The sequence below is a fragment of the Halomonas sp. ND22Bw genome (assembly GCF_003011945.1).
Classification (GTDB): Bacteria; Pseudomonadota; Gammaproteobacteria; order Pseudomonadales; family Halomonadaceae; genus Halomonas; species Halomonas halophila.
The window spans coordinates 46,450-67,816 of sequence record NZ_PXWD01000001.1 but is presented as its reverse complement, the minus strand read 5'-3'; the positions used below and the strand labels follow the sequence as shown (position 1 = coordinate 67,816).

The following is a 21,367-nucleotide window of genomic DNA, read 5'->3' as shown; positions in this document are numbered from 1 at the left end:
GTCTTCATTCAAAAAGTTCATTGACTCCGGCGAACACGATCGCCCTTTCCCTTACCCAGCACCGTCTGAATGATATAGCGGAAATAATCGGGCACCGTCAGCTTCTGGAGCATCTTTTGGTCGGTCTCGGCGAGCAGGCGTGGCGTAGACATATCGATATCGTTGACCTGAGCCAGCCCGGTTATGCCCGGTCGAGCATCGAACACGCCGCGGCTAGCGCGCTCGGCAATCAGCTCTTCCTGATTGAACAGACCGGGCCGAGGGCCTACCAGGCTCATCTCGCCCTTGAGCACATTCCAGAGCTGAGGCAATTCATCCAGCTTGGTACGCCGCAAGAAATGTCCGAAAGGGGTAATCGCCGAGGCATCGGCCAGGTGTGAAGCCACCGAGGCGGTCTCTGGTTTCATGGTACGGAATTTCACCAGTACAAAAGGCTGTTGGTGACGGCCTACCCTCCGTTGGCGAAAGAGCGGCGAACCAGTGTCGAACAGGCCGATCAGCGTGAGGGCAAGCAGGACTGGCGCACCAAGTACCAAGCCGAAGAAGGAGAAAAGCAGGTCGAAGAAGCGTATCACCGGATATTCCTTGTGGGTGGTCGTTCAGAGGTCGCAAAAATCAGGAGGGAAGTGTGGACTGCCGATAAGCCTCGGCCGTTTCCCGAAGAGCTTGATCGACGGATACCGGTGGCTCCCAACCCAGCACCTTGCGCGTCTTGTCGATATCCACACAGAGGCTACCGCACAACCGCTGGGCCACGGCGCGCTTGCCCAGCAAGCTGGCCCCTAACTCCAGCAATGCAGCCGGTGCCGGTACCAGTCGGGCGGGCATGCCCAGTGCATCGCCCAAACGCCGCAACAACTCAGTGGTAGACAGATCATCTCCATCCGCGGCGAGAAATATCTGGTTGGCCGCAGCAGGGTGTTCAAGGCATATCACTATCAGGTCGACCAAGTTCGCACGCGCCACCAGGCTGCGTCGATTATGGATCGCCCCCAATGGCAGAGGCACACCTCGACTAAGCCAGCGCATCATGCTGGCAAAATTGGCCTTCACCCCCGGCCCATAGACCAGCGGCGGGCGGATAATCACCACCTCCAGCCCGGTTTCCTCACTCAAGGCCAGCAAGCCCTGTTCCGCCTCGAACTTGGATAGACCATAGGCATCCCCCGGCTCGGGAGAAGCATCGGCGGTGAAACTCCCGTCTGCATTGGTCGATTCGCCATTGACCTTGATCGAGCTGATAAATATAAACCGGGATACACCAGCCTGAGCCGCCTGACGAGCCAGATTGAGAGTCCCTTGTACATTAGCGCGCCGGTACGAGGTCAAGGGATCGGCTTCCGGGTCGTCCATCACATGAACGCGAGCGGCACAATGTACCACGGCCTGACAGCCCCGTAGCGCCTCGCGGCAGTCGTTATCGGGGGACAATTCCCCGATTGCCGCCCACGCATGCATGGGCGGCGTTTCCGGCTCTCGGCGAAGGCCTAGCAACGGCTCCCGATCTGGTGCTATTGCCAAGCGTTCCACCACACCACTTCCCACGAAGCCCGTGGCACCGGTAACCAGGATACGTGCCGCAGGCGTATCGCTCATGCTTGCCCCTCCAATTCCCTATAAATCGCCAAGTGCTGATCAACAATCCGTTCAATAGCAAACTCACGCTCGGCCAGTTCACGCCCGGCTTGCCCCATGGCACGGCGTTGCTCGGGACTTTCGACCAGTTCCTGGATGGCATCGGCCAAGGCCGTGGCATCCCGGGCGGGCACCAGTATTCCCGTTTCTCCCGATTCGATGGCATCCCGGCAGCCCGGTACATCCGTGGTGACCACCGGCCGCCCGCAGGCGGCCGCCTCCACCAGGCTCTTCGGTAAGCCCTCCCGGTAGGAAGGCAGGCAGACGATGTGTGACTGGGCATACTGCTTCGGGATGTCGCTCAAATACCCCAGTAGCTCCACTAGCCCTTCGTCTTGCCAGGCAGACAATTCATCCTGCGTGATGGTGGTGGGATTGCCCGGGTCCGGCGAGCCGATAAGGCGACATTTCACCACCACCCCACGATCAGCCAGGAGACGTGCCGCCTGCACGAACTCCACCACGCCCTTATCATGCAGCAGGCGTGCCGCCATGGTAACCACAGGCATTCCTGTCGGCTCGGACACCCAGGGGCACTCGTCCAGCGCAATGCCCGAGCCACGTATCAACCGCGCCTGGGGGGCTTCAATCGCGCCAATGGCCAACAATGCTTGCCGGTCATCCGGGTTCTGGAAGATCACTGCGGAGTTACGATGGCCCAGCGCCAATCGATACAGCAGGCTGACAAGGCGTTTGACCAGTCCCGCCTTACCGCCCTGGGCCACGAACACCGTTCCTAGCCCCGATACCGCCGCTACCACGGCTGGCACCCTGGCCAAACGTGCCGCCAGTCCGCCATATAGTACCGGCTTGATGGTCACGAGATGCGTCAGCTCAGGCTTGACCCGTCGCATCAAGCGATAGAGGGAAACAATAGCGGCCAGCTCCCTGGCAGGGTGCTGACCACTGCGACTCATAGTGATTTCGTGATGAATCAGGCCCAGATCATGAATCTTCTGGATGGCATCACTGCCACCGGCAGTCGCTACGTGCACCTCATGGCCCGCTTGCTGAGCAGCCAAGGCGACAGGGAGTCGGTGTGAAAGAAAAAAGTCCGGGGAGTTAACCACGAAAAGTAGCCGTCCCAAGACACTCACCTCGTTTCCTCCAACCACGCTTGAAACATCAATACATCCCAAAGATAGTAGTGCCAGCGGCGCTTACCTGAAACATGCTCATTCCACATTTTCCGAATGGGCACTGGATCGAAAAAACCTTCTTCACGCAAGCGCCTCTCTCCCAACAGTTCCTCGCCCCACTCTCGTAGCGGACCCCGAAGCCAATGCTCGGTGGGCACACCGAACCCCTGCTTGGGGCGCTCCATTAGTTCACGAGGCACATAACGGTAGAGAACCTTCCTAAGCAGCCACTTACTTTTCTCATCCCGGTACTTATATTTTGTTGGCACTCTCCAAGCAAACTCCACCAAACGGTGATCGAGCAATGGCACACGCGCTTCCAAGCTCACCGCCATGCTTGCACGGTCCACTTTGGTGAGGATGTCATCGGGCAGGTAGGTCATCTGATCCAGATACATCATGCGTTCACGCAATCCCGGAAGTTTCGGGAGATGATCAGGTCGGCTGAGAACAGTATCAGGCTCCGTAGCACCCAAAACAAGGTGGTCCGGTTTTGACCAATGCGACACGAGCTGATGGTAAAAGGCTTCTCCGCAGGGATGAGCAAGTATTTCGGCCAACTTAGGCAACCGATCGGCGAAGTGCTGAATACGAAGTTTTTTAGGTAGCACGGCCATAGCGCGTTCCAATGCCTTTGCTGGCGCATAGCGTGCTATCCATGCAGCAAGCCGACGAACAGCCAGAGGAACGCGTTCCAACTTTCTCCATATATTCTCACCAGTAAAATAACGACCATAGCCGTAAAAAAGCTCATCCCCTCCATCTCCCGAGAGACTAACCGTCACATGCTGTCTCGCCAGCTGGCTAACCAAATATGTCGGTATCTGTGACGAATCGGAGAAGGGTTCGTCATAGATGGTCGGCAATTTTGGGATAACATCCCTGGCTTGCTCGGGGGTAACGTACAGCTCCGTGTGATCGGTACCCAAATGCTCAGCCACAGCTTTGGCATGCTTAGCCTCGTTGTAGCCTTCTTCGTGAAAGCCAATGGTGAATGTCCTGACGGGTCGTTCACTCTGAGCCTGCATGAGCGCGGCAATGGTGGTGGAGTCATACCCTCCGGAAAGAAAGGCACCCAACGGCACATCCGCAGCCATACGCCGGCCAATGCTATCGCGTAGCAGAGCCTCCAGCTCGTTGGTCAGTACCTCGTAGTCAGTGCCAGAAACGGCCACGCCTCGTTCGGCCACCTGGCCCAGGTTCCAATAACATCGAGGCTCGCCGATAGCGCTTCCATCCTCACCGATAGCAACAAAGTGCGCTGGCGGAAGCTTGGCGATGCCCTGGTAAATACTCCAAGGCGTTGGCACATAGTTGTGCCTCATGTACAGGGCCAAGGCATCGCGATCGACTTGCCCCTGCCAGTCAGGATGTGCAGCCAGTGCTTTCAGCTCTGAACCGAACAGGAAGGCATTGCCGCTGCGACCGTAATAAAGCGGCTTCTCGCCCATGCGATCCCGAGCCAAGAACAAAATCCGATCTTGAACATCCCAGAAAGCGAAAGCAAACATGCCGTTTAGCCGTTCCAACGCCCCCTGCATCCCCCAGTAGCACAGAGCTGCCAGCAGCGTCTCTGTATCAGAGTGTCCCTGCCAGTTGAAAGCGACACCCTCAGCCCCCAGTTCCGAGCGCAGTTCCTGGTGATTGTAAATCTCACCGTTGTAAACGAGGACGTAGCGCCCGCAGGGCGAGTGCATGGGCTGGCGACCGGCAGGGGAAAGATCAAGAATGGAAAGACGTCGATGAGCCAAGGCGAGGCCGGCTTGCGGGTCCAGCCAAGTTCCAGCATCGTCCGGACCTCTTGACTCAATCTGCCGTGCCATATGCTCAGCTATAGCCGGCTCAATCCATCGGCCTCCCCAGTAACCTGCGATACCACACATTAGGCAGGCTTCCCTAGCAGAAACAACACTCCAGCAATTCCATATTTCATCTTGAAACCAGCCTCTCGTATAATCGCGAGTACTCTTCCACTACCCGCGGCAACGCATATCGCTCTTCAATTCGTGCGCGCGCCGCACTACTCAACAGTGCCTGTTGATCAATTGTGTTATCCAACATGGTTAGAAGCGCATTAGACAGCGCCTCGCTGTCTAAAGGTGGAACCACCATTCCCGTCTCACCGACAATATCGCGGCTATCCCCCACATCCGTAGCCACACAAGGTACTCCTAGCGCCATCGCCTCACCCAGCACATTAGGGAAAGCTTCACCCCAAGCGCTACTCAGGCAAAGAACATCCATTGAGCGCATTAACTCTGGAATATCACTGCGTTCACCAACAAAATAAAATCGATCCACCAGTGAATTTGGCACAATGTCGGCCAATGTGGGATTGTCAAGATTAACATTTCTTCCCGCCATCAGACAGACAACATCTTCTCGATAACTCATCACCTTCACAGACGCACGCAAGAAAGAAGCATGATCTTTCATGGGGTGGTAACGAGCAACATGACCAATGACTTTAACATCACTGGAAATCCTCAAATCCTTACGAACAGCTTCACCAATTTTAAAGCACGGCTGAAGCTCTTCAATATCAAACCCATTTGGAATAACCTTACTCGCACTCGAACTAAAGCCAAATAACTCATGTTGACGACATGACAAGCCACTATTATACAAAATTACATCTGGCTTTTTAGAAAGCCACCTATTGCATCGAATAACTTGACGCGTCATAAACTTCTCAGCCCCAACTGAGTGAAGGCTATGACGTACATTCCACAGCAAATACGGGGATCGAGCTAGCGAAAACTTCGCCGCCAAAGTAGCAGCTAAATTACCATGATACATCCATCCCTGTATAATATCGGGAGATACTTTCCTTACAACCTCCCTTAACAAAAGAGCGCTTTTAACAACATCAAACCCTTTTTTTAAACCAAGCTCATAAACTGGAACCCCAAGCTCACGTATCTTCCCACCGAAACTTCCACTGTCTCGCAATGAAATCACTATTGACTCATTGCTTGATGCCAAACCACCTAACAAAACATTATAAAGAGCCCGCTCAGCACCACCTGTAGACAAACTAGATATTATGTGCAAAACTTTCATTTAAGCCCAAGCCTATCATAGTTATATTTAACAAAAACACCCCCCTTCCTAAAAACCAGAATATTATAAAAAAAGGCGGAAAAAAACCAAAAAATGAAAAAAGGCCAAAAAACATTCCTAACAAAACCGAATGTCACGGCCACCGAATTCCTATGAAAATAAAAAGATAACAAAACAGCTACAATCGACCAAAAAACAGACCAAACCCCTCCTTTGCGCAGCAGCAAAGCCACAACTTGAATTCCTGCAATCAAGATCAAAATATAAGCAATAATTCCCAGCATCCCAGCAGCAGAATAAAACTCTGCAAAAGGATTATATGCCATACCAGATTCATGCCCATAGAATAAATCATCTTGAAACAAGTCATTAAACTCGCTGCTTGGGGTGGTATATAAGCCACGCGGAACAGGAAGGAGACTAAGAGGAGCACGTATAATGTGCCCCCCATCTGTACTGTAATCCTCTAGCACAACTTCATTGAGTATGTATTGAGTGCGCATAAACTCCATGCCCGAAAAGGCAATATCAACCCACCCGCGACTCGATAAAGCCTCTTCTACGCCTTCCATGCCCCCACTCTTAAATTGGGAATAAAATGGCTTTGCTAATGAAACCAACAAAACAGAAGCAACTAGAATGGCCGGTATTAAAACCGGAAACTTTTTTAACAAAGAAACCTTTCCATATTTTTTTCCATACAACAAACCAAGCACCAAAAAAGAAAAAACCAAAGGGACTCTAAATCCTAAAAATAGAGAAACAAGAATAACAGCAAAAGAAACTGCTTTCTTCCATTTCCCTCCATAGAAAAAGAGAAGCACTGAAACAACAACACTCAGCCAAACAAAAAAAGGCAGCAAAAAACCTGAAGAGCTTATCAGGTCTCGCTTCTTCTCTACAAAAAGAAGGCCTACTCCATGACTATAAATCAAAAACAAAAAAATCAAGCCCCAAGCCACAAAGGCAAAAGCCATTGTAATGTTCACTATACTGCACGGAGTTTTATCTTCTTCTAGAAAGACTCTTGAAAACACTACATCATTTAATAGCGCAAAAAACAAGATCAATATGTAAAACAAGGAAAAAATAAGATAAAGCTCAGGCTCAGGATCGACAACAGGCCATCCGGGGGGACCTGCCAGACCAGCCCCTATCAACAAGGGGAAAGAAAATAGCAAAGCCGACCCGCCCGCTAAGAAGAAAACATCAAACACCCTCTTTTTCAAAAAAAGATAGGTGGCCAAAGTTAACGCAAAGAACACAAGTACTATGTGCTCGAGACCATAAAAACTCAAGCCAGAGTAAGAAGTCATTTTTATTAATGCCTATAAACAAAAAAATGATCAATATCCATACCGTGACATTGCCATTCTTAAAACCAAGTTAACCAAAAAACTCGAAGACTTTTTCTTTTTTTCCACCGGCCTAACATACACCTCCCTGCTCAGCCTCATTCGGTTGCCAGCAGATATGTGCCCTCCACTAAGCGGCTCATACATCTTAAAATCATGAAATATAGGTTTAAGGGTTTCTTCAGGGCAGCTTGTTAAATCCTCATACTTCATTCTAAAGCAACTCCTCCTCGAAAACCAAACTGAGAACTCGACCATATAGTTAATAACAAGCCAATAAACAGCGGTTCGAAAAGGCTTTTTTGCTTGAATTTTTTTTTGCACTCCTCTAGCTTTATCCTTATTCCAGGTTTTAGACAGAGATTCGATTATACCATACGGTGACTTTATCAAGTGGATGACAGTAAGATTGCATTTTACAAACTTATTCAAATGAAGAAGTCTAACAGGGCTTTTAGATGAATCTGTAACTACACAACTTCCCGTCAACGAGGAAATTTTCTCATAAAGACTCTCAAGAAGTTCTAAATACCACTTATATTGCTTCCCTATAACAGGAAGCAACCCAAAAAGCCAAGCACGAACTTTTTTTGGATGGCTATAAAACCTATCTAGTCGAGCAAACTTTTCAATCTCACTTTGCGACAGGTCATTTTCTATTTTCCAAGCATCAATTATTGATTTCCAGCAACAACACCTATCAAGAGGCGATCCGCAAGCACAATACTCACTTGATAAATAAGCCGAGATAAGGTTACACAACTCTCCTGAAGAAAAAGCACCAGGCTGTGTCCCTATAATCATATCAAGAAGCGTTGACCCGCTCCTTCCAGATCCGGCAATGTAAATTATTTGCATCGAAGACTCTCTATATATCGCCGAATTTCCATAGCTAGGGCATCAGGTACAGGAGGACGACTTTCCTCTGAAAGGTTTAATGCTCTAAGCTTTTTATATAATCCAAGCGAATTGATTCCAAACGTACTCTTGATAACTCTTGCTATGTTTACCAACCAATATTGTCGATTCAACCACAACAAGAAGTCTCGAAAAAACAATGATCTAGGGGACTTGTTGGAATTAATAACAGAGAATTTTTCCCTATCGTCACTTTCAACTCCAAGAAATTCTAAAACATCTTCATAAACAGATCTGACATCTCTCTTCAATTCAGACTGATCAACAACCAAAACCTGACCTTCACCAAATGCTCTTTTATATTTTATCACATATTTATGATGATTCATTAGTTCAGGGTATAAAAGGCGCCACTCAGGCAAGGAATCTAGTGTTTCTATCTTGCCAAAATCAAGCGATTCAAATTTTGCACGCTCCCTTACCCATGCTTTTCTTAAGTCTTTTTCTTTTTCCCACCCCCCAAAGTATTGCTGCGCATGCAATGAAGCTACAAACCCTACCGGCTCACGGACCATTATAACAATTTTAGCAGAAGGGTATTCTTCTTTTATTCTCCTCAATGCTGTATTAGAGTAAAGGTACCAAACTGATGCTTCACCAACGACCTTCTCTGTCTCGGCATTCTTAAACAGCGATTGATAGTGTCGCTCATCCTTGATCTTTCGATTTGGATCACGCTCATCAAGATAGAAAAGTGGCTCTTTAGGATTCGAGATAAAAATATCTGGATGTTCAGACAAATAGCTTGCCAAAGCTGTCGTCCCACATTTGGGAGCCCCAACAATAAAGAGATGCTGCTGATTCATAACTTTTCCTAAAACGACAATGCCGAACTAGAGATCTTCAATTTTTTTCTTGCAACCCGCCAAAGCAAGATATTCCAAATACTTATAGATACAGCGGTAGCAATTGCTGAGCCAGCCATTCCAAAGTTTGGTATTAATATTATATTTAACACGACATTAACTGCAGCTGCTAAAGCCACTCCTTGCAACGTATCCCGCTCGTGACCAGTCATGTTGAGTAAGATGCCAACGGACCCCATCGAAGCATTAATTAATTGCCCTACTCCAAGAATCCCAAGCGCCAAGTACCCTACTCTATACTCACTACCAAACAATAGCTCAAGTAACGGGGCTCCCCACAATATCATTACTATGGTAGGTGGGATTGCTATCAAAAGAATCACGCGCGCACTTGATGTTACAAGCTTCTGTAAACGTGACATATCACCTTCTTCGTAGAGACGTGCGAAATGTGGTTGGACTACTTGATTGACGGACTGGAGGCCAAAAACCACTAATGTAGCAACCTGAACAACTACTTTATACACACCAACTTCATCGTCCTCTCGAAATACACCAAGTATCAGGATGTCAGCATGTGCGTTGATAAGCTGCAACCCTACCAATATGGCCATTGGTATAGCAGCTTTTCTCCAATAGCGAGACTGGTATTCCGGCTTAGGCCTAGCTCTTAACCCACTTGGCCTCTCTCGTATTAGCAATGCCGCACCTATTAAAAAGGCCATCAAAGCAGCCACAGCATGGAGCCCCATAGCCAGTACAGGAGTAGGAGAAAAATACTGCCAGACCAAAAAAACTGCTGTTACTAACAAGAGGGTTAGTGTTGGCCTTAAGACGATTTCAGAAAGCTGGCCTAATATTACTTTGCGTAATCCTCGTAGTGCTGCCCCACGAATATTACCCAAAGCTATGAGAGGCACCAAGGCAAGCCCCACACCAAGAGTATTTCGCCGAGATTCTCCCAACCAATCCCCGGCAAGCCAAAGAGCTATCAAGCCCAAAATAGCCATGCCTAATGAAAACAACATCACATAATGGTTTCCCCATCGCCACAATCCACGCATTACCCCCCAATTCTGATTTGCCTGTGCCTTAGCTGTTTCACGAACAACCAAATGAGGCAACCCAACTTGGGCCGGTATTGCAAGCAGCATAATGAATGAAAGAGCAAAAGCGTATACTCCATAGCCACCTGCACCCAGCACTCTCGCCAAGACAACAGCCAGAGCAAATGTAGCTAAAGCATGACTGGCCTTCATCAGTAGGCTTCCTACCCCGCCACGCAGGAGCTGTGCACGCAGGCCTTCACCGCTGAATTGCCTAAGGACACGCTGAATCACTGTTAATATTACCTATAAGAATTTTAATCTAAATCTGATGGGGCCTTTAAGGTCTTCGACGCTGAGTGTAGAAGCCGACTTGCCAAACAAAATCAGTACATGGCATGTTTTCATGGCACCAACCCTCCGGTCAGCGTCACCTCGATCTTATGACCGGTCTGCTCGGCCCAGCGTTCGATCTCGGCCTTGAGGGCCTGCTGAGCGAGGGGTTCGCCATGCACCAGGCGCACGTGACGCGGCGGGTGGCGCATGCGCTTGACGAAGTTGAGCAGGTCGTGCTGGTCCGCGTGGGCGGAGTAGCCGCTGACGGTCTCGATGCGCGCGCGGATGTCGATGCGCTGGCCATCGAGTTCCACCCAGCCGCCGCGGGGGCCGTAGTGCTGAATGTCGCGGCCCGGCGTGCCGGCGCCCTGGTAGCCGATGAACACCACGGCGTGGCGCTCGTCGGGCAGCATGCGTTTGAGGTAGTTGACCACCCGGCCGCTGGCGGCGATCACCACCGCAGGGCGGTGGCTGGTGGCCAGGTAATCGACGGTGCGCTCGTGCTCCTCGTGGCTGGCCACGGTGTAGAGGTTCTCGAAGCTGAGCGGGTGGCGGCCGCCGCGCAGCCGGCGATGGGCTTCGGCGTCCCACCAGGGCTTGAGTTCGCGGTAGACCTCGGTGAAGCGTGCCGCCAGAGGCGAATCGACGATGATCTCCAGGTCGTGCCAGGGGCCGGCGGCGCCGCGGTGGATCAGCCCTTCCAGCTCATAGAGCAGCTCCTGGGTGCGGCCGATGCTGAAGGCCGGCACGATCACCGTGCCACCGTTTTCCAGGGCGCGGTCGATGGCCGCCTTCAGCCTGGCCTGGCGGTGCCGGCGATCCTCGTGGCGGCGATCGCCGTAGGTGCTCTCCAGCACCAGGGTATCGGCACGATAGGGCGAGCGTGGCGCCGGCAGCAGCGGGGCATGGGGTGCGCCGAGGTCGCCGGAAAAGACGGTGCGATGCGTCTGGCCATGGGCCTTGTCGAGGCTTTCCACTTCCACATAGGCGGAACCGAGGATATGCCCGGCTCGCTGCAGCTTGACCCGCAGGCGATGGCGCTCGTCATCGAGGACGGTGTGCCATGCCCGGTAGTCGAGGGGCATCAGGCGCTGCGTCACTTCCTCGAGGAAGCGCTCGATCAGGGCGCGATCGCGGGTGAAGCCGATCTTGAGGGCATCCTCGATCACCAGCGGCAGCAGCCGGGCCGAGGGCACTGAGCAGAGGATGGCCCCCTGGTAGCCCGCCGCCAGCAGGTAGGGCAACCGGCCGATGTGATCGATGTGCACATGGGTGGCCACCAGCGCCAGCACGTCATCGACCGGGAAGCGCACTAGGTGCTGTTCCAGGCTGTCGCGATGCTCGGCATCCTGGCCCTGGAAGAGGCCGCAGTCGACCAGCAGGGCGCGGTCCGGGGCGATCTGCAGGCGGTGGCAGCTGCCGGTGACGCCGGTGGCGCCGCCGTGGTGAAGAAGTCGAGGGTAGTCGTCCATGACCGGGCCTCCAGGCTTCAGCTATTGGATGCAGCCTCGTGACGGCTCGGCCCCCGGGCCAGCGGAACCGAGCATGATCCACCGTCGCGTGTCGCTGGAGGAAACCGGGGCTGCCCCTACCGCTTTGCGGCTGGGTCGGATGCTAGCCGGCGTCTTCGTTGAGGCTTTCGCGCACCAGGCTGACGAAGTGAAGCAGGAAGACGCCCATCACCGCGAGCATGCCGCCGAGCACCACACCCAAGGCGAGGATCAGGGCTCGGCTGGTGCCTTGTTGCTTTAGGCTTTGCACGGCCGTTTGCCCCGTTTCACCAGCGGTAAGTCCCTCCAGCTCGGCCTCGAGCTCGAACTTGCGGGACAGGGTGCTGGCGATGCGTTCCGAGGCGCCGTCGCTGCTGTGGGCAAGCGTATTCTCGACGTTGGCCAGCTGGCTTTCCAACGCCTGGCGACGGCGCTCCACCCGCGCCTGCTGCCCCTCTACGATCTTGTCGAGAAGCAGGCGATGATGCGCCTCTACGCGCTCGGCCAGGGTCTCGGGCGCGGTGCTGGTAAGCTTGACGATCTCGGTGTTGTCAGGATGGGAGACTTGGGTCTCGAAATCCAGATCGTCAACGCCTTCGGACGCCATCAGTTCACGAGTCGCCGTCCCGAGGTAAAGGCTCTGCGTACGAGACACCAGAGACGTCGGCGATTCGAAAGGCTCCCCGGTGCCGCGTTCCGCCACCTGATAGATGGAAGTGTAGGTGTAGGTCGGTGTCTGCAGTAGAGCATAAGCCAGCGCCATCAGCACCACCGCGGTGAAGATACCCGCCATGGCTTTCCAGCGCCGCACCAATAGCTTGGCGAGGTCGATCAGGGAAATTTCATCATCTGAGGTAGTCGCCTGGGACGGCTGGGGGGCTTGTGATTCTTGATGGACAGGCATTGACGTCGTCTCGCTCGACATTGATCGATCCAGGAATGGGCATCTCGCAGGCACGCTACCGCCCGGGAATTGTTCCGGGCGTTTTCCCATGCCCTGCTTGAGTGGTGACGGATCATAACGCTTTCGTCCGCGGATACGACCCAACACCTTTTCAAACCCTCGATTCTACGCTAGAGACGAGGGTCGCTCTATCGGCTGGCAAGAAGCGCCGCCGACAGGCTAATTACACTTGGTTGCTTTGGGCGACCGAGCCGTAAAAAACCCCCTGACGCGTTCCGCCAGAGGGTTTTCCAGTCAGCCTAACGCAGTCGAAGGACCCACCATACGGCAATTTGCCGTGCAACAGGGCGCTTCTTTCAGCAACGGTGCCATCGCTGGTACTGCAACGGCCCAGCCGGATCGCTGTTGGCTCGGCGCCTTTAATAACAATGAGTTAAGCACACTTCGCCTGACGCCTCAACCTGAAAGGAGTGGCTGGGCGACCAGGCCCGCGGCAATTCACAATGCGGCGTCCAGCATGGCCTGAGCCTCTTCGATCAGGGCCTGCAGATGGGCCTCGCCGCGAAAGCTCTCGGCATAGACTTTGTAGAGCGGTTCGGTGCCGCTGGGGCGCGCGGCGAACCAGCCGTTCGCGGTTTCCACCTTGAGCCCGCCGATCGGCGCATCGTTACCGGGCGCATTGACCAGCATGCGCTCGACCCGGTCTCCCGCCAGGATGGTCACCGCAAGGCTCGATGGCTCCAGGCGCTTGAACGCCCGCTGCTGCTCGGGCGTGCAGGCGGTATCGACGCGGCGGTAGTGAGGTGCTCCGTGTCGCTCGGTCAGTTCGCGATAGGCCTCGCTGGGGCGCTTGCCGGTCACGGCCATCAGCTCGGCGGCCAGCAGGCACAGCAGGATGCCATCCTTGTCGGTCGACCAGGGCCGGCCATCGAGGGTGAGGAAGCTCGCCCCGGCGCTTTCCTCTCCACCGAAGGCCAGCCAGCCCCGGTGCAGGCCATCGACGAACCACTTGAAGCCCACTGGCACCTCGTGCAGCTCGCGGCCTCGCGCCGCCACCACGCGATCGATGATCGACGACGACACCAGCGTCTTGCCGACCTTCAGCGTCTCGTCCCAGCCGTCGCGATGCGTCAGCAGGTAGTCGATGGCGACCGCCAGGTAATGGTTGGGATTCATCAGCCCCGCGGCGTCGACGATGCCGTGGCGGTCGGCATCCGGGTCGTTGCCGAAGGCCAGATCGAAGCTTTCCTTCATCGCCAGCAGGTTGGCCATGGCGGCCGGGCTCGAGCAGTCCATGCGGAGCTTGCCGTCATGGTCCGGCGGCATGAAGGCGAAGCTCTCGTCGATCTCGGTGTTGACCACCTCGAGGGCGAGGCCGTGGCGCTCGACGATGGCCTGCCACACCGGCAGCGCGGTGCCGCCCATCGGGTCGACGGCCAACGTGAGGCCGGCGTTCTTGATCGCGTCCAGGTCCACCACCGAGGCCAGGCCATCGACGTACTCGCCCACCATGTCGTGGTGCACCGCCCGCGTCAGGGCCTCTTCCAGGGTGACCTCGGCCACGCCCTCCAGGCCCTGGGCGAGGAGTTCATTGGCGCGACGCTCGATCCAACCGGTCACGTCGCCTTCGGCGGGGCCGCCATGGGGCGGGTTGTACTTGATGCCACCGTCTTCGGGCGGATTGTGCGACGGCGTGACGATCAAGCCATCGGCCGGGGCGGCATCGGCCTCGGCGTTGTGAGCAAGGATCGCCCGGCTCACCACCGGGGTGGCGGTCAGCTCGCCGTCGCGCTCGATGCGCACCTCCACGCCGTTGGCGATCAGCACCTGCAGCGCCGTCTCCCAGGCCGGGCGCGACAGCGCGTGGCTGTCACGGCCCAGATACAGTGGGCCGGTGATGCCGGCCTGGCGGCGATAGTCGGTCGTGGCCTGGGCCACCGCCAGGATGTGGGCCCGATTGAAGGAGCCCACCAGAGAACGCCCGCGGTGCCCGGACGTACCGAAGCTTACCGCCTGGGCCGGATCGGCCGGGTCGGGCTGAATATCGTGAAACGCCTGAATCACGTCCTGCATGTCGCTATCTCCCTCTTCATCAGGCGCCCTGTGCCTATCTCCCGGCCACCATGGTGCCACAGTCCGAACGAAGATGCCGAACGAGCCCCATCAGCCAGGGCTCAGCGCCCTGGCCGCTGCCCTACCACTAAGGTCGCGTTGTTCGATGCCCGCCAGCCCTCCATCATTCTCAGCGAACAGACACAAAAAAGGCCCCATAGGGACCAGTTGAACTCGCCGGCTCCAGTTCGAATGGCCGTCCAAGGGCGGCCATTCGAACGACAATAAGCCCACGGCGCGACAACAAGCACAACACCTCTTGTATTCAAGGCCTCCTCCAACAACAAGACCGGCCTTGTCGATTCTCTCCAGCCACACGTCTCGCAGCGCTTCCTTCCCGGCCTCCTCCTCGCATCCGTGAGCGCGCCACCGCCTGCGTGTTACCGATCATCCTCCGCTCTGCCCAGTGCGCATTCTCAGCGTCTATCTCGTGCCCATCGCCTGATTCGAACGATCCGGCGTGACGGCTAGCCCCTGCCCGCGTGCCGCAATCGGAACCGCACAGGTCGCAAACGCACCGCCCCTTCACGGCCGGATTCTGGATGCTGTCAGAGCCAATGATTACAAACACATAAGGATGCATCGATGGCCGTCTCCCCGAAACGCCCGCAGGGTGCCCGTTCGTCTCGTCTCGCCGCCCCGCTGCTGGCCCTGGGCCTCGCCGCCTCAGTGCCGGCCCTAGCTGCCGACATGGACTTCTCCAACGAATACAACGCCAGCTCGATCCACGCCGAGGGCGATGCCTGGTTCATCGACCGCGTCGAGACCCTGACCGACGGCGAGGTTGACATCACCCTGCACACCGGGGGCGCGCTGGGCTTCCGCTCGGGCGATCACTTCTACGCCGTGGCCGACAATGCCGTGCAGATCGCCGACAGCCTTTCCGGCACGCTGGGCGGCATCGACCCCATCTTCCTGCTGTCCTCGCTGCCCTTCCTGGCCGACGACGTCGAAGCGGCCCATCGACTCTACGAGATCGCCCGCCCCGAATACGCCAAGGTATTCGAGGATAACGACCAGATCCTGCTCTATGCCTCGCCCTGGCCGGCGAGCGGCATCTGGGCCGAGGAGCCCATCACCAGCATGGAGGCGCTCGAAGGCCTCAAGATCCGCAGCTATGACCGCAACGGCACCGCCACCCTGGTCAGCGCCGGCGCCTCGCCGGTGAAGCTCTCCTGGGCCGACGTGGTGCCCCAGCTCGCCACCGGCGGCATCGAGGCGGTGCTCACCTCCGCCGAGGCCGGCGCCAACGGCAGCTTCTGGGAGCACCTGAGCGACTTCAGCGCGATCCAGTACGCCGTACCGCTCAACATGGTGCACATGAACCGCGGCGCCTTCGAATCGCTGAGCGAGGAAGACCAGCAGGCCGTGCTCCAGGCCGCCGAGGAAACCGACGCCCACAACTGGGAAGTGGTGAAGCAGCGCGTGGCCGAGAACTATGCCCAGCTCGAGGAGCACGGCATCGACATTCACGATCCGGTACCGGCCGAGTTCCAGGCCGCCCTGGCCGAGGCAGCACAGCCGGTGGTCGACGACTGGGTCGAGAGCACCGGCGAGCGTGCCAGCCGCATCCTCGAGGAATTTCATCAGGGGAACGACGGCCAGGAGAGCGACGAAGAGACCGCGCAATGAGTTCACAGCATCGTCGTGACGGCGCCGCGTTTCCCAGCGTCGCCGCCCTGCTGGTGGATGCACTCGGCCGGCTGATCAGCGCCCTCGCGGCGCTGGGAGCCGGTCTGGCCATGCTGCTGGTGGTCTACATGCTCGGGCACATCCTGCTCGAGATCGGCCTGCGCCTGTTCGGACGCTCCACCTTCATCCTCGACGAGTACATCGGCTACGCCGTGGCGGCGATGACCTTCCTCGGATTGCCCTATGCCCTGGAAAAGGGCGGGCTGATCCGCGTGGCGCTGGTGCTCAAGCGGCTGCCCCGGGCGTGGCGCTGGCCGCTGGAGCTGCTCGCCAGCGTCTCGGCGCTGCTGGCTTTCGGCTGGCTGGCCCACTACTGGACCATCGCCGTGCAGCGCAGCTTCCAGCGCGGCATCGTCAGCGAGACCCTGGCGCAGACCCCGCTGTGGATTCCCCAGGGCACGGTGCTGGTCGGTCTCTACCTGCTGTGTCTGGTGCTCGTCATCCGCTCGCTGCGCATCCTGGTGCAGCGCCACGCCTTCGACGGCGGAGACCTCTGAATGGAAACGCTATTCGTCGGGGCCAGCGTCATCGGCCTGCTGCTCGTCGTGCTCGCGCTGGGCAGCTGGGTGTTCGCCGGTCTGACCATCGTCGCCATGCTCTCGCTGTGGGGGCTCGGCGACTTCGATGCCAACCGCATCGGCCTGATTCTGTCCAAGATCCTGTTCCGCGCCGCCAACAGCTGGGAGCTCTCGGCCATCCCGCTGTTCATCCTGATGGGCGAGCTGATCTTCCGCTCCAATATCTCCGAACGGCTGTTCCGCGGCCTGACCCCGCTCACCCGTCGCCTGCCCGGCGGCATCCTGCACACCAACGTGCTCGGCTGCACGCTGTTCGCCGCCGTCAGCGGTTCCAGCGCTGCCACCACGGCGACCATCGGCAAGATCACCACCCGCGAGCTCGAGCAGCGTCGGTACGACCGCGACCTGTCGATCGGCTCGCTGGCCGGCGCCGGCAGCCTGGGGCTGCTGATCCCGCCGTCGATCGTGATGATCGTCTACGGCGTGCAGGCCGAGGTCTCTATCAGCAAGCTGTTCATGGCCGGGGTGCTGCCGGGGCTGGTGATCGCCGTGCTGTATGTCGGCTACGTGGGGCTGCGCTGTCTGCTCAACCCGAGCCTGGCCCCCAGGGCCGAGGACAGCGGCGGCGGCGTGTTCCAGGCGCTGCGCGACCTGTCGCCGGTACTGGGGCTGATCGTGATCGTGCTGGGCGCCATCTACACCGGCATCGCGACCCCCTCCGAGGCCGCCGCGGTGGGCTGCGCCGCCACCCTGGCGCTGCTGCTGTGGGAGCGCCAGCTGACGGTGGCGCTTTTCATGGACGCCCTGCGCGGCGCCCTGATCAGCTCGGTGATGGTGTGCAGCCTGCTGGTGGCCGCCGCCCTGCTCTCCACCGCCATGGGCTATCTGCACCTGCCCAGCGATCTGGCCGGCTGGATCGCCCAGCAGGGCTTCTCGCCGATCGCCCTGCTGCTGGCCATGGCCCTGTTCTACGTGCTGCTAGGCCTGTTCCTGGACGGCATCTCGATCACCGTGATGAGCCTGCCGATCACGCTGCCGATCATCATCCAGGCCGGCTACGATCCGCTGTGGTTCGGCGTCTTCCTGGTGATCATGGTGGAGCTGGGGCAGATCACCCCGCCGGTGGGCTTCAACCTGTTCGTGCTTCAGGGCCTGACCGGCGAGAGCATCGGCCGCGTGGCACTGGCCGCCGCGCCGTTCTTCCTGCTGATGTGCCTGGCCGCACTGATCATCAGCGTCTGGCCGCAGATCGCCCTTTGGCTGCCCACGGTGCTGTCGGGGTAGAACATCGAGAGCGACTCCATGTCCAGCGCCCGACTCGACACCTCGAGTCGGGCGCCTTCGTATGGTGAAGCCATACGCACCCAGAAACCGCAAGAACATACGCGGAGAGACGATCGTCCACGGCAGTTACTCGTTGCCTGACTCGAGAAAAAGGGCCCACGTTTTACCAGAGCCCTTCCCTGACCGCGGCACCCGAGGCGACACCCAACACGACAAACTCGAATTCGACGTGCCAACCACCTGCACGTATTGGCCAAGCACTGGGTGACGACTCACAACGGCCTTTGAAGCACCCGGAATTATGAGTTGAGGCACAAGCACGCATGCGCCTTACTTCCCCTTTAACCAACGGCCAGGCCGAGTGGCCTTTCAAGCCGCACGAGTCAGTATACGTACATGTGGTCCAAGTAGACGGCCAACGTCTTGATCGCTGTCTGATTGACCGTCTTAAGCTTTCCGTAAAAAAGGCGGATCACACAAGTAGGCAAACAGAAAAAAGCGGCTGCCTCAGGCCAGCCGCTCTAACAACCATGAAGCTCATCCCTAAATCAGATGTTCACTCATTACCTTCTGACTCTGACGAAACTTCATCGTAGCCAATGCTGACAGAGCCCGGCTGAGCTTCACCGCCGTCTGTCTCTGGCTCATAGCGAACAGTGTATGTGACCTCACTACCTGAAACCTCCAGATTGCAAGTATCGTTTTCATAATCGTCACCGAACACATCGCTAGTCAGCTCCTCTGCGTCGGGCTCTTCGCCTTCCACACGTTTAGCCGCGACAGCCGTAGCCAAGGAGCGAGCATCCGCTTTACAGGCATTATCCTGCGCACGCTGCGTATAATCTTGGTATTGCGGAATCGCAATCGCGGCCAGAATACCGACGATTGCCACAACCACCAGCAGCTCGATCAGGGTAAAGCCGCCCTGAGCGCTCCGAATGCCTCGTTTCATGCCCTGTGTTGCCATTACCTACACCCCTCGTTCGATTCAGGTCACGCGAGCCGGCGCCCGCCTCTCGCACGACGACAGCTCGCCGCCTTGGCGCTTACATTAAGTTACAGCCAGGCACCCTGCAAGCTTCTCGTACTCGCACTTCCTAATATATCAGAATTCACTCATTCCATTACCTTATACATGAAGCCATTATTTGGAATGACGGACCGCTGACAGCTATGGTCGCTGACCACACGAAACGACTAGAATCGGCTTCAAGCCCTTTCACGATGTCAGCCCGCCGTGCATTCACGGCGACCAGGCAGCCCCCGGAGCCTCATGAACGACTATCGCCCTCCCGCCACCGAACATCAGGCCTCTTCCCAGGAGCCGTCTTCTGGCGCCGGCCGCTCCCACGGCATGCGCGGACTGGCGCACCGGCTGGTCGCGGACGGCCTGCTGGCCGAAGCGGCAGCACAGCGTGCCGAGCAGGAAGCCCGGGATGCCGAGACCTCGCTGCTGGAGCACGTGATCACCACGGGCCTGGTCCAGGCCCGCTCCGCGACGCTCACGGCCGCCTGGGAATATGGACTGCCGATCATCGATCTGGATGCGCTGCGACTGGAGAGCCTGCCGGACGCCGCCGACTACCCCGACAGGCTGCTGCGCAAGCTCGGCGTGCTGCCGCTGCATCGCAGAGGACACCGGCTCACGGTGGCGGTGCCCTACCCCAGCACCCTGGCCCAGCTCGACGAGCTGCAGTTCGCCACCGGCCTGACCCTGGAAGGCATCCTGGCCCCTGTCGACCAGCTCGGCCCGGTGCTGGAGGCCTATCTGGCGCGCAGCGAATCCTCGATGCTGGACGAGCTGTCGAACGTCGATGACGCCGTGGGCGAGCTGCAGTTCGATGAGGGCGTGGTCGATGCCAGCGACGAACAGCAGGCAGCGGCGACCGCCGGCGACGACGCGCCGATCGTCAAGTTCGTCAACAAGATCCTGCTCGACGCCATCCGCCGTGGCGCCTCGGACATTCACTTCGAGCCCTACGAAACCAGTTACCGGGTGCGCTTTCGCATCGACGGCATCCTGCACGACGTGGCCCATCCGCCCTTCGCCATGCGTAGCCGCATCGCCGCGCGCCTCAAGGTGATGGCCCGGCTGGACATCTCCGAGCGGCGCCTGCCCCAGGACGGCGCCATCAAGCTCAAGGTCTCGTCGAGCCGCTCCATCGACTTCCGCGTCAACTCGCTGCCCACGGTCTACGGCGAGAAGCTGGTGCTGCGCATCCTCGACCCCGGCTCGGCCCAGATGGGCATCGAACAGCTCGGCTTCACGCCCGAGCAGCGCGCCATGTACGAAGGCGTGCTGGATCATCCACAGGGCATGATCCTGGTCACCGGCCCCACCGGCAGCGGCAAGACGGTCACGCTCTACACCGGCATCAACATTCTCAACGAGATCGAACGCAACATCTGCACCGCCGAGGACCCGGTGGAAATCAAGGTCCCCGGCGTCAACCAGGTCAACGTGCTGCCCAAGATCGGGCTGGACTTCGCCAGCGCCCTGCGTGCCTTTCTGCGCCAGGACCCGGACGTGGTGATGGTCGGCGAGATCCGCGACCTGGAAACCGCTGAAATCGCGGTCAAGGCGTCCCAGACCGGCCACCTTGTGCTGTCCACCGTGCATACCAACTCCGCGGCCGAGACCCTGACCCGGCTTGCCAACATGGGCGTGGCACCGTTCAATATCGCCAGCTCCGTGAGCCTGATCATCGCCCAGCGCCTGGCCCGCCGGCTGTGCCCTGACTGCAAGCAGCCCGCCGACATCCCGCACGAGGCACTGCTGGCCCAGGGCTTCAGCGAGGAAGAAGTACAAAGCGCCACCATCTATGAACCGGTGGGATGCCAGCACTGCACCCAGGGCTTCAAGGGCCGGGTCGGCATTTACGAGGTGGTGCCGATCAGTGAGCCCATGAGCCAGCTGATCATGACCCATGGCAACGCCATGGACTTCGACACCCAGGCACGCGAGGAGGGCCACCCGGACCTGCGTCGCAGCGGCCTGCTCAAGGTCATGCAGGGCATGACCAGCCTGGCCGAAGTCAACCGGGTCACCAAGGACTAGAAAAATTCGCA

At 57.4% G+C, this 21,367-nt stretch carries 17 protein-coding genes; 4 read left to right on the top strand and 13 right to left on the bottom strand.

The genetic code is table 11. From position 1 onward, the window contains the following. Positions 1 to 17 precede the first annotated feature (17 nt). From CVH10_RS00310 to pgm, 12 genes are all read right to left on the bottom strand, one after another. A complete protein-coding gene (locus CVH10_RS00310; protein WP_106487493.1) occupies positions 18 to 575 on the bottom strand; it encodes a sugar transferase in 558 nt (185 codons plus the stop codon). Positions 576 to 615: 40 nt separating this feature from the next. Next, the gene (locus tag CVH10_RS00305; protein ID WP_106487492.1) at positions 616 to 1,596 is read right to left on the bottom strand and encodes an SDR family oxidoreductase; all 981 of its coding nucleotides are present in this window, start codon (positions 1,594 to 1,596) and stop codon (positions 616 to 618) included. Continuing rightward, positions 1,593 to 2,732, bottom strand: coding sequence for a glycosyltransferase family 4 protein (locus CVH10_RS00300; RefSeq protein WP_106487491.1), 1,140 nt, complete (start codon positions 2,730 to 2,732; stop codon positions 1,593 to 1,595). Before CVH10_RS00300 ends, CVH10_RS00305 begins: the two co-directional genes overlap by 4 nt. Then, the gene (asnB, locus tag CVH10_RS00295; RefSeq protein ID WP_106487490.1) at positions 2,729 to 4,657 is read right to left on the bottom strand and encodes an asparagine synthase (glutamine-hydrolyzing); all 1,929 of its coding nucleotides are present in this window, start codon (positions 4,655 to 4,657) and stop codon (positions 2,729 to 2,731) included. Before asnB ends, CVH10_RS00300 begins: the two co-directional genes overlap by 4 nt. A gap of 46 nt (positions 4,658 to 4,703) precedes the next feature. Further along, positions 4,704 to 5,837 (bottom strand): glycosyltransferase, encoded by a 1,134-nt coding sequence (locus tag CVH10_RS00290; protein WP_106487489.1) that lies wholly within the window; start codon positions 5,835 to 5,837, stop codon positions 4,704 to 4,706. Next, positions 5,834 to 7,153, bottom strand: a complete 1,320-nt coding sequence (locus CVH10_RS25205; RefSeq protein ID WP_146142890.1) for a hypothetical protein — start codon at positions 7,151 to 7,153, stop codon at positions 5,834 to 5,836. Before CVH10_RS25205 ends, CVH10_RS00290 begins: the two co-directional genes overlap by 4 nt. A gap of 30 nt (positions 7,154 to 7,183) precedes the next feature. Then, entirely contained in the window at positions 7,184 to 8,050 is an 867-nt protein-coding gene (locus CVH10_RS00280; protein WP_106487487.1) for a sulfotransferase, read from the bottom strand. Further along, complete coding sequence (locus tag CVH10_RS00275; protein WP_106487486.1) at positions 8,041 to 8,916, bottom strand: sulfotransferase; 876 nt, start codon at positions 8,914 to 8,916, stop codon at positions 8,041 to 8,043. Before CVH10_RS00275 ends, CVH10_RS00280 begins: the two co-directional genes overlap by 10 nt. Before the next feature lie 8 nt (positions 8,917 to 8,924). After that, positions 8,925 to 10,256, bottom strand: a complete 1,332-nt coding sequence (locus tag CVH10_RS00270) for an oligosaccharide flippase family protein (RefSeq protein ID WP_369335688.1) — start codon at positions 10,254 to 10,256, stop codon at positions 8,925 to 8,927. A 110-nt stretch (positions 10,257 to 10,366) separates the two neighbouring features. Further along, on the bottom strand, positions 10,367 to 11,770 hold the full coding sequence (locus CVH10_RS00265; protein ID WP_106487484.1) for an MBL fold metallo-hydrolase RNA specificity domain-containing protein: 1,404 nt from the start codon (positions 11,768 to 11,770) through the stop codon (positions 10,367 to 10,369). Positions 11,771 to 11,912: 142 nt separating this feature from the next. Continuing rightward, positions 11,913 to 12,713, bottom strand: coding sequence for a Wzz/FepE/Etk N-terminal domain-containing protein (locus CVH10_RS00260; protein ID WP_369335687.1), 801 nt, complete (start codon positions 12,711 to 12,713; stop codon positions 11,913 to 11,915). A gap of 477 nt (positions 12,714 to 13,190) precedes the next feature. Beyond that, positions 13,191 to 14,825 carry a phosphoglucomutase (alpha-D-glucose-1,6-bisphosphate-dependent) gene (gene pgm, locus CVH10_RS00255; RefSeq protein ID WP_369335686.1) on the bottom strand — a complete coding sequence of 545 codons (1,635 nt, stop codon included), beginning with the start codon at positions 14,823 to 14,825 and terminating at the stop codon, positions 13,191 to 13,193. A 564-nt stretch (positions 14,826 to 15,389) separates the two neighbouring features. On the opposite strand from pgm, the gene CVH10_RS00250 reads away from it, so the two are divergent. Genes CVH10_RS00250 through CVH10_RS00240 form a run of 3 tightly spaced genes read left to right on the top strand, consistent with a single transcriptional unit; the run spans position 15,390 to position 18,298 of the window. Next, complete coding sequence (locus CVH10_RS00250; protein ID WP_106487482.1) at positions 15,390 to 16,436, top strand: TRAP transporter substrate-binding protein; 1,047 nt, start codon at positions 15,390 to 15,392, stop codon at positions 16,434 to 16,436. Continuing rightward, positions 16,433 to 16,993, top strand: coding sequence for a TRAP transporter small permease (locus tag CVH10_RS00245; protein WP_052052355.1), 561 nt, complete (start codon positions 16,433 to 16,435; stop codon positions 16,991 to 16,993). Before CVH10_RS00250 ends, CVH10_RS00245 begins: the two co-directional genes overlap by 4 nt. Further along, on the top strand, positions 16,994 to 18,298 hold the full coding sequence (locus CVH10_RS00240) for a TRAP transporter large permease (RefSeq protein ID WP_106487481.1): 1,305 nt from the start codon (positions 16,994 to 16,996) through the stop codon (positions 18,296 to 18,298). A 556-nt stretch (positions 18,299 to 18,854) separates the two neighbouring features. Here CVH10_RS00240 and CVH10_RS26500 read toward each other — a convergent pair. Continuing rightward, entirely contained in the window at positions 18,855 to 19,265 is a 411-nt protein-coding gene (locus tag CVH10_RS26500; RefSeq protein WP_369335685.1) for a type IV pilin protein, read from the bottom strand. A gap of 306 nt (positions 19,266 to 19,571) precedes the next feature. On the opposite strand from CVH10_RS26500, the gene pilB reads away from it, so the two are divergent. Continuing rightward, a complete protein-coding gene (gene pilB / locus CVH10_RS00230; RefSeq protein ID WP_106487480.1) occupies positions 19,572 to 21,356 on the top strand; it encodes a type IV-A pilus assembly ATPase PilB in 1,785 nt (594 codons plus the stop codon). The last annotated feature ends 11 nt before the right edge of the window (positions 21,357 to 21,367 follow it).